This is a genomic window from Streptomyces sp. NPDC059567 (assembly GCF_042735655.1).
GTDB lineage: Bacteria > Actinomycetota > Actinomycetes > Streptomycetales > Streptomycetaceae > Streptomyces.
In genome coordinates this window covers 21271-27525 of record NZ_JBHWBS010000103.1, presented here as the reverse complement: position 1 = coordinate 27525, position 6255 = coordinate 21271, and the positions used below count along the sequence as shown (strand labels likewise).

Here is a 6255-nt window from a genome sequence, read left to right as displayed (position 1 = left end):
GGCCCCGGGCGCCACCGCCCGCGGTGGGGGGGCGGCGGCGCGCCATCCGTCTTACCCCCGGGGGGGGCGCCCGCCCGGCCACCACCGGGCCGGCCCCCTCCGGCCTTCCCCCGGGCATCGGGCCGTACGGGCATCCGGAACTGCCGCACCCGTGCGGGTGGCGGACGGGTGGCGCGCCACGGCGCGCCGGGGGTGCTCACTCCTTCGGGTGAGATGTCCGGTCGCTGTTCCCCCGTGCCCCGTGCGGTCGGCAGAATCGACGCGGCCACAGGGGCGGGCCTGTGTGCCGCAGGGCCTTCGGGCGCTGCAGGGCCTCAGGAAGGGCCGTGCATGATCCGTACCAGGACGTTGCTCTCCTACGACTCCCGGCTGCGCCGGCTGGGACCACTCGCCCTTCCCACGCTCTGGGGTGCCGTGGCCGTGACCTGGAAACTCGGCTGTCCACTGGCCCAGCAACCCGGCCTGCCCATGCGCATCGCGACCAGCGTCGTCTTCTTCACCGTCGGCACCGGACTGATCCTCGGCATCCGCCGTGGACTCTCGCGCGAGCTGGAGCGGATGCGGGCCATCGCGCATGCCACCCAGCGCGTGCTGCTGCGCCCGCCGGCGCCCCGGCTCGACGGCCTGTCCGTCGCCGCCGGTCAGCTCTCCGCCTCACGGGGCGCGTCCGTCGGCGGGGATCTGTACGAGGCGGTGGCCACGCCCTACGGGGTACGGGTCGTCATCGGGGACGTCCGGGGGCATGGGCTCGCCGCCCTCGGTGCCGTGGTCGCGGTGCTCGGCAGCTTCCGCGAGGCCGCCCACGACGAGCCCGAACTCGGCGGTGTGCTGCGCCGACTCGACCGGGCACTCGCGAGGCATCTGCGCGAGCGGGCCCGCGACGAGCATCCGGCGGCCTGTGCCGGACGTGAGCCGGAGCATCCCGCGGCCGAGGAGTTCGTCACCGTGCTGCTCCTGGAGATCCGCCCGGACGGCGAGGTGTACGCGCTCAACTGCGGTCACCCCGGCCCGTACCGCATCGGCCACCGGGTGGAGCCCGTGCCCGTCGGCGACCCGCTCCCGCCGCTCGGTGCCTTCCCGCTGCCGGCCGACCTCTCCGCGTACCGCTGCACCCGGCTCCTGCCGGGCGAGGCCCTCTTCCTGCACACCGACGGAGCCGAGGACGCCCGCGACGGGGCCGGCCGCTTCTTCGCCCTCGAAGCGGTCCTGGCCGAGGCCGCCCGTGACGCGTCCGTCTCGCCCGCCACGCTCGTCCAGCGGGTGCACACCGCGCTCCTGCGGCACACCCGCGGCCGACTCGCCGACGACGTCGCCCTGTTGGTCGTCCGCAACGACCGGATGCGGGTTCCGGCGCAGCCCGCCGAACCCGGGCTGCGCCGTACCCGACCTGCGCCCTCCCCTCACTAGTGAGCGATGGGACATGAGGCCGGCGCCACCCGCGCTGCCACGGAGTGTCGGGCAGATCGGCAGGGCGGGTGGCGCGGAGGGGCCGCCGCACTGTACGAGGGGGAGCCGGCGGCCCGGTCGCCTTGCGGCGAGGCGCTCAGTCAACCGGCCCGGCCGCGGCCGCGGCAGAGTGCACGGACCGGAAAAACGGGCACTTCATTCACACCCCGTGCGAAACCACCCGCGGCTACGCTGGGCGTGCCTGCGGACCACTCGGAGGGGCCCATGCAGCCCAACACCCTGCTCGACGCCCTGCTCGACGAGGCGGGCATCTCCCACGCCGGACTGGCCGCCCATGTGAACCAGGCGGGCCGCTCCCGGGGCCTCGCCCTGCGGTACGAACACACGGCCGTCGCCCGCTGGTTGAAGGGCCAGCGGCCGCGCGGACAGGTCCCCGACCTGATCTGCGAGGTGCTGGCCGCGCGGCTGCACCGGGCGGTCACCCTCGACGACATCGGCCTGGGCGTGCAGGGCGGCGCCCTCGCGCACGGTTCGCCGCTCTCGGGGTTCGTCGAGCGGGCCACCGCGCTCTGGCGCTCCGACGAGCAGCAGCGGCCGCACATACTCGGTGCGCAGGCCGTCACCGGCACCCCGGCCGTGATGCCGGTCTGGGAGTGGGAGAACCCGCCGGAGGACTCCGACGTGTCCCGCGACGGCCGGACCCGGGTGTCGATGGCCGACATCACGATGCTCAGCGCCGCCCGGGCGCACTACGAGCAGATGTACCGCAAGGCCGGCGGCATCGCGACCCGGGTGCGGATCGTGGGCTTCCTCAACGCGGAGACCGCGCCGCTGCTTCGGGGCGCGTACAGCGACGGTCTGGGCCGCCAACTGCACCGCGCCACGGGTGGTCTGGTGGCGGTGGCCGGCATCTGCGCGTACGACTCCGACGCGCACGGCCTGGCGCAGCGCTACTTCCACCAGGCGCTGCGGCTCGCGAAGGCGAGCGGGGACCGCGGCCTCGGCGCGTATGTGATCGCGCTGCTCGTCAACCAGTCGCTGTTCATGGGGGAGTACCGGCAGGCGGTGGCGTTCGCCGAGGCGGCGCTCCGCGCGGCCGGCGGGCAGATCACTCCGGCGCTCGCGGCCGATCTCTCCGCGATGCAGGCGAAGGCGTACGCCCATCTCGACGACGGGGCGGCCGCGTTGGCCTGCATCCGGCGGGCGGAGGCGGAGGCGGAGCGGATCCGTCCCGGGCACGAGCCGGCCGAGACGGGCTATGTGCAGCCGGGGCTCGTCAATGTCCAGGTCGCCGAGGCGCTGCTCAGTCTGGGTGATCTTCCTGGGGCGCGGGAGCATGCGCGGGCGGCCGTGGAGACGCCGGCGCACGACCGGGGCAGGGTGCACCGGTTGGCGATGCTGTGCCAGATCGAGCTGCGGCAGGGCGAGGCCGACGAGGCGGCGCGGACGGCCGTGGAGATGACCGAGCGGGCGCGCGGCATGGAGTCCCAGCGGCTGCGTGACCGGCTGCGGATCGTACGGGAACACCTGCTGGCGAGCGAGTGCGGGGACGCGCGCGAGGCGGCCGAACTCATCGACGGAGCGCTGCGCGTTCCCCTGTGAGCCCCGGACTGCTGCCATATTGCCACCGACCAATCGGAAGGTGGCAGAAACGTGCAGTGGACGAAACTGAGCGAACAACCTGTCTATGAGAACCGCTGGTTCCGGGTGAACCTCGCGGACGTCGAACTCCCGGACGGCCGCCACCTCGACCACTATCTGATCCGGCTCCGCCCGGTCGCCGTCGCGACCGCCGTCAACGAGGCCAACGAAGTCCTCATGCTCTGGCGGCACCGCTTCATCACCGACAGCTGGGGCTGGGAGCTGGCCGCCGGTGTCGTCGAGGACGGCGAGGACCTGGAGACGGCCGCGGCCCGCGAGATGGAGGAGGAGACGGGCTGGCGCCCGGGGCCCCTGCGCCATCTCCTCACCGTCGAGCCGTCCAACGGCCTCACCGATGCCCGGCACCACCTCTACTGGACCGAGGAGGCCACGTACATCGGCCCGCCCGAGGACGAATTCGAGTCCTCGCGGCGGGAGTGGATACCGCTCAAACTGGTCCCCGACATGATCGCCCGGGGCGAGATCCCGGCGGCCAACATGGCCGCCGGGCTGCTGATGCTGCACCATCTGCGGCTCGGCTGACCGCACCGGCTCGGCCGACAGGGCGGTGGAACGCCGAACGGCCCGTACCTGTGCGGGTGTACGGGCCGAACGGTGATCACGGGGCTCAGGGGTACGGGTAGAAACCCGAGCCGGTCTTGCGGCCGAGCCGGCCCGCGTCCACCATCCGCTGGAGCAGCGGGGGAGCGGCGTACAGCGGCTCCTTGTACTCGGTGTACATCGAGTCGGCGATCGACACGATCGTGTCCAGGCCGATCAGGTCGGCGAGCTTCAGCGGACCCATCGGGTGGGCGCAGCCGAACTCCATGCCGTTGTCGATGTCCTCGCGGCTCGCGATGCCCGACTCGAACATCCGGATCGCGGAGAGCAGGTACGGGACGAGCAGCGCGTTGACCACGAAGCCGGACCGGTCCTGGGCGCGGATGGCGTGCTTGCCGAGCACCTTCTCGGCGAAGGCCTGCGCACGGCTGATCGTGCCCTCGGAGGTGGTGAGGGCCGGGATCAGCTCGACGAGCTTCTGCACCGGGGCCGGGTTGAAGAAGTGGATGCCGATGACCTGGTCGGGACGCGAGGTCGCCACCGCGAGCTTCACCAGCGGGATCGAGGAGGTGTTGGAGGCGAGGATCGCGTCCTGCCGGGTCACCACCTGGTCGAGCACCTGGAAGATCTCGGTCTTGACCTGCTCGTTCTCGACGACGGCCTCGATGACGAGGTCGCGGTCGGCGAACTCGCCCAGGTCGGTGGTGAAGCTGAGTCGCGCCAGCGTCGCGTCGCGCTCCTCCTCGCTGATCTTGCCGCGTTCGGCGGCCTTCGCGAGCGAGTTGTAGAGCCGCGTGCGACCGATCTCCAGCGCTTCGCCGGTGGTCTCGGCGACCTTCACCTCGAGGCCGCTGCGGGCACACACCTCCGCGATGCCCGCGCCCATCTGGCCGCAGCCCACCACTCCGACGCGCTCAATGTCGGCCATGGAGTCCGTCACCTCGTGCCTTTCGCTCTTCTCTGGCGGCGGGCCCCGTGTGATTCCGGTGCGTCCGCCTCGACCCCACGACGTTACCGCTCATTAACCGATGATCGATCGTCCGGGGCGGGCATGATCTGCTCATGCGTGTGACGTATCCAACACCTGAGGGGTGACATATGGGATCGATCGGCAGAAGAGGGTTCGTGGCGGGCACGGCTCTGGCGGCACTTTCCGTCGCCGGCGCCGCGGGTGTGGCGGGCGCCGCGGGCGTGGAACGCGCCGACATGACGGCGTCGGTACGAAAAAGGCGGAAAGCGGCGAGTGAGTTCCGCGGCATGTGGGTGGCGACGGTCTCCAACGTCGACTGGCCCTCCGGCCCGGGCCTCACCCCCGACCGGCAACGGGCCGAACTCCGCGCCCATCTGGACATGGCGGTCGAGCGCAGGCTGAACTCCGTGATCCTCCAGGTGCGGCCGAGCGCCGACGCCCTGTGGCCCTCGCCGCACGAGCCGTGGGCGGAGTGCCTCACCGGCGTACAAGGGCGCGATCCGGGCTGGGACCCGCTGGGGACGGCCGTCGAGGAGGCCCACAAGCGGGGTCTCGAGCTGCATGCCTGGTTCAACCCGTACCGCGTGGCGAATCACACGGATCTCAGCCGGCTGACCACCACCCACCCGGCCCGGCGCAACCCGCAGTGGATCGTGACGTACGGCGGGAAGCTCTACTACAACCCCGGGCTGCCCGAGGTCCGCCGCTTCGTCCAGGACGCGATGCTCGACGCCGTCCGCCGGTACGACATCGACGCCGTGCACTGGGACGACTACTTCTACCCGTATCCGGTCGCCGGCGAGGTCTTCGACGACGACGACGCCTACGAGCAGTACGGCGGAGACTTCGCGAGCCGGGCGGCCTGGCGGCGGAACAACGTCGACCTCCTGGTCTCCGAGACGGCCGCCCGGATCAAGGAGATCGACGCACAGCAGATCTTCGGCATCAGCCCCTTCGGGATCTGGCGCAACGTCTCCACCGACCCGGCGGGTTCGGACACCCCGATGGGGTTCCAGAGCTACGACGATCTCTACGCCGACTCCAGGAAGTGGATCAAGGAGGGGTGGATCGACTACGTGATCCCGCAGCTGTACTGGAACATCGGCTACGCCACCGCCGACTACGCCACGCTCGTGCCCTGGTGGGACGCGGTGGTGCGGGGCACCGGCGTCGATCTCTACATCGGCGAGGCGCTCTACAAGTGCGGTGACCTCACCCAGACGACCGCCTGGCAGGACCCGCAGGAACTCTCCCGCCATCTGACGCTCGCCGACGACTACGCGGGGGTGGGCGGGCACTGCTTCTTCTCGGCGTCGCAGGTCACGTCGGACCGGATCGGGGCGATGGCCGCCGTCGTGGCGGATCACTACCCGACCGCGGTCCTCCCGCCGCGCTAGTCGATTCGCCTCACATCTTCTCGTGATGACGCACGACGGTGTCGGGGCCCGGTGCCATCAGGGCCTCGTGGCCGTCGTCGTCGAAACGCACCCGGTACGGAGGGGTGCCGTTCTCTCCCAGCACCTGAAGGACCTCGGCCGTACGGTCGTGCTGACCGACGGTCCGGCCGTGCACCAGCAGTTTGTCGCCCACTGTCGCTTGCATCGGGGGTGACCTCCTCGCGGCCGTGCCTGCCCTACTTCGGAGTCTACGTCCGCCATTGTGACCCGCATCACCCC

At 71.5% G+C, this 6255-nt stretch carries 6 protein-coding genes; 4 read left to right on the top strand and 2 right to left on the bottom strand.

The genetic code is table 11. The features are described 5' to 3' along the window. Positions 1–330: 330 nt before the first annotated feature. The 3 genes from ACFVZW_RS31465 (at position 331) to ACFVZW_RS31455 (ending at position 3591) form a co-directional block, all read left to right on the top strand. Positions 331–1407: a PP2C family protein-serine/threonine phosphatase gene (locus tag ACFVZW_RS31465; RefSeq protein WP_384528495.1), complete on the top strand. Its 1077-nt coding sequence runs from the start codon at positions 331–333 to the stop codon at positions 1405–1407. A gap of 264 nt (positions 1408–1671) precedes the next feature. Further along, positions 1672–3009 (top strand): transcriptional regulator, encoded by a 1338-nt coding sequence (locus ACFVZW_RS31460; RefSeq protein WP_384528492.1) that lies wholly within the window; start codon positions 1672–1674, stop codon positions 3007–3009. A 51-nt stretch (positions 3010–3060) separates the two neighbouring features. After that, positions 3061–3591, top strand: coding sequence for an NUDIX hydrolase (locus ACFVZW_RS31455; protein WP_384528489.1), 531 nt, complete (start codon positions 3061–3063; stop codon positions 3589–3591). Between the two features lie 85 nt (positions 3592–3676). Here the strand turns inward: ACFVZW_RS31455 and ACFVZW_RS31450 are convergent, their stop codons facing one another. Then, the gene (locus tag ACFVZW_RS31450; protein ID WP_384528486.1) at positions 3677–4537 is read right to left on the bottom strand and encodes a 3-hydroxybutyryl-CoA dehydrogenase; all 861 of its coding nucleotides are present in this window, start codon (positions 4535–4537) and stop codon (positions 3677–3679) included. Positions 4538–4707: 170 nt separating this feature from the next. Between ACFVZW_RS31450 and ACFVZW_RS31445 the strand changes: the two genes are divergently transcribed. Next, positions 4708–5976 carry a glycoside hydrolase family 10 protein gene (locus tag ACFVZW_RS31445; protein WP_384528483.1) on the top strand — a complete coding sequence of 423 codons (1269 nt, stop codon included), beginning with the start codon at positions 4708–4710 and terminating at the stop codon, positions 5974–5976. Positions 5977–5986: 10 nt separating this feature from the next. On the opposite strand, the gene ACFVZW_RS31440 is transcribed toward ACFVZW_RS31445, so the two are convergent. Next, entirely contained in the window at positions 5987–6181 is a 195-nt protein-coding gene (locus ACFVZW_RS31440) for a DUF1918 domain-containing protein (RefSeq protein ID WP_384528480.1), read from the bottom strand. Positions 6182–6255 lie beyond the last annotated feature (74 nt).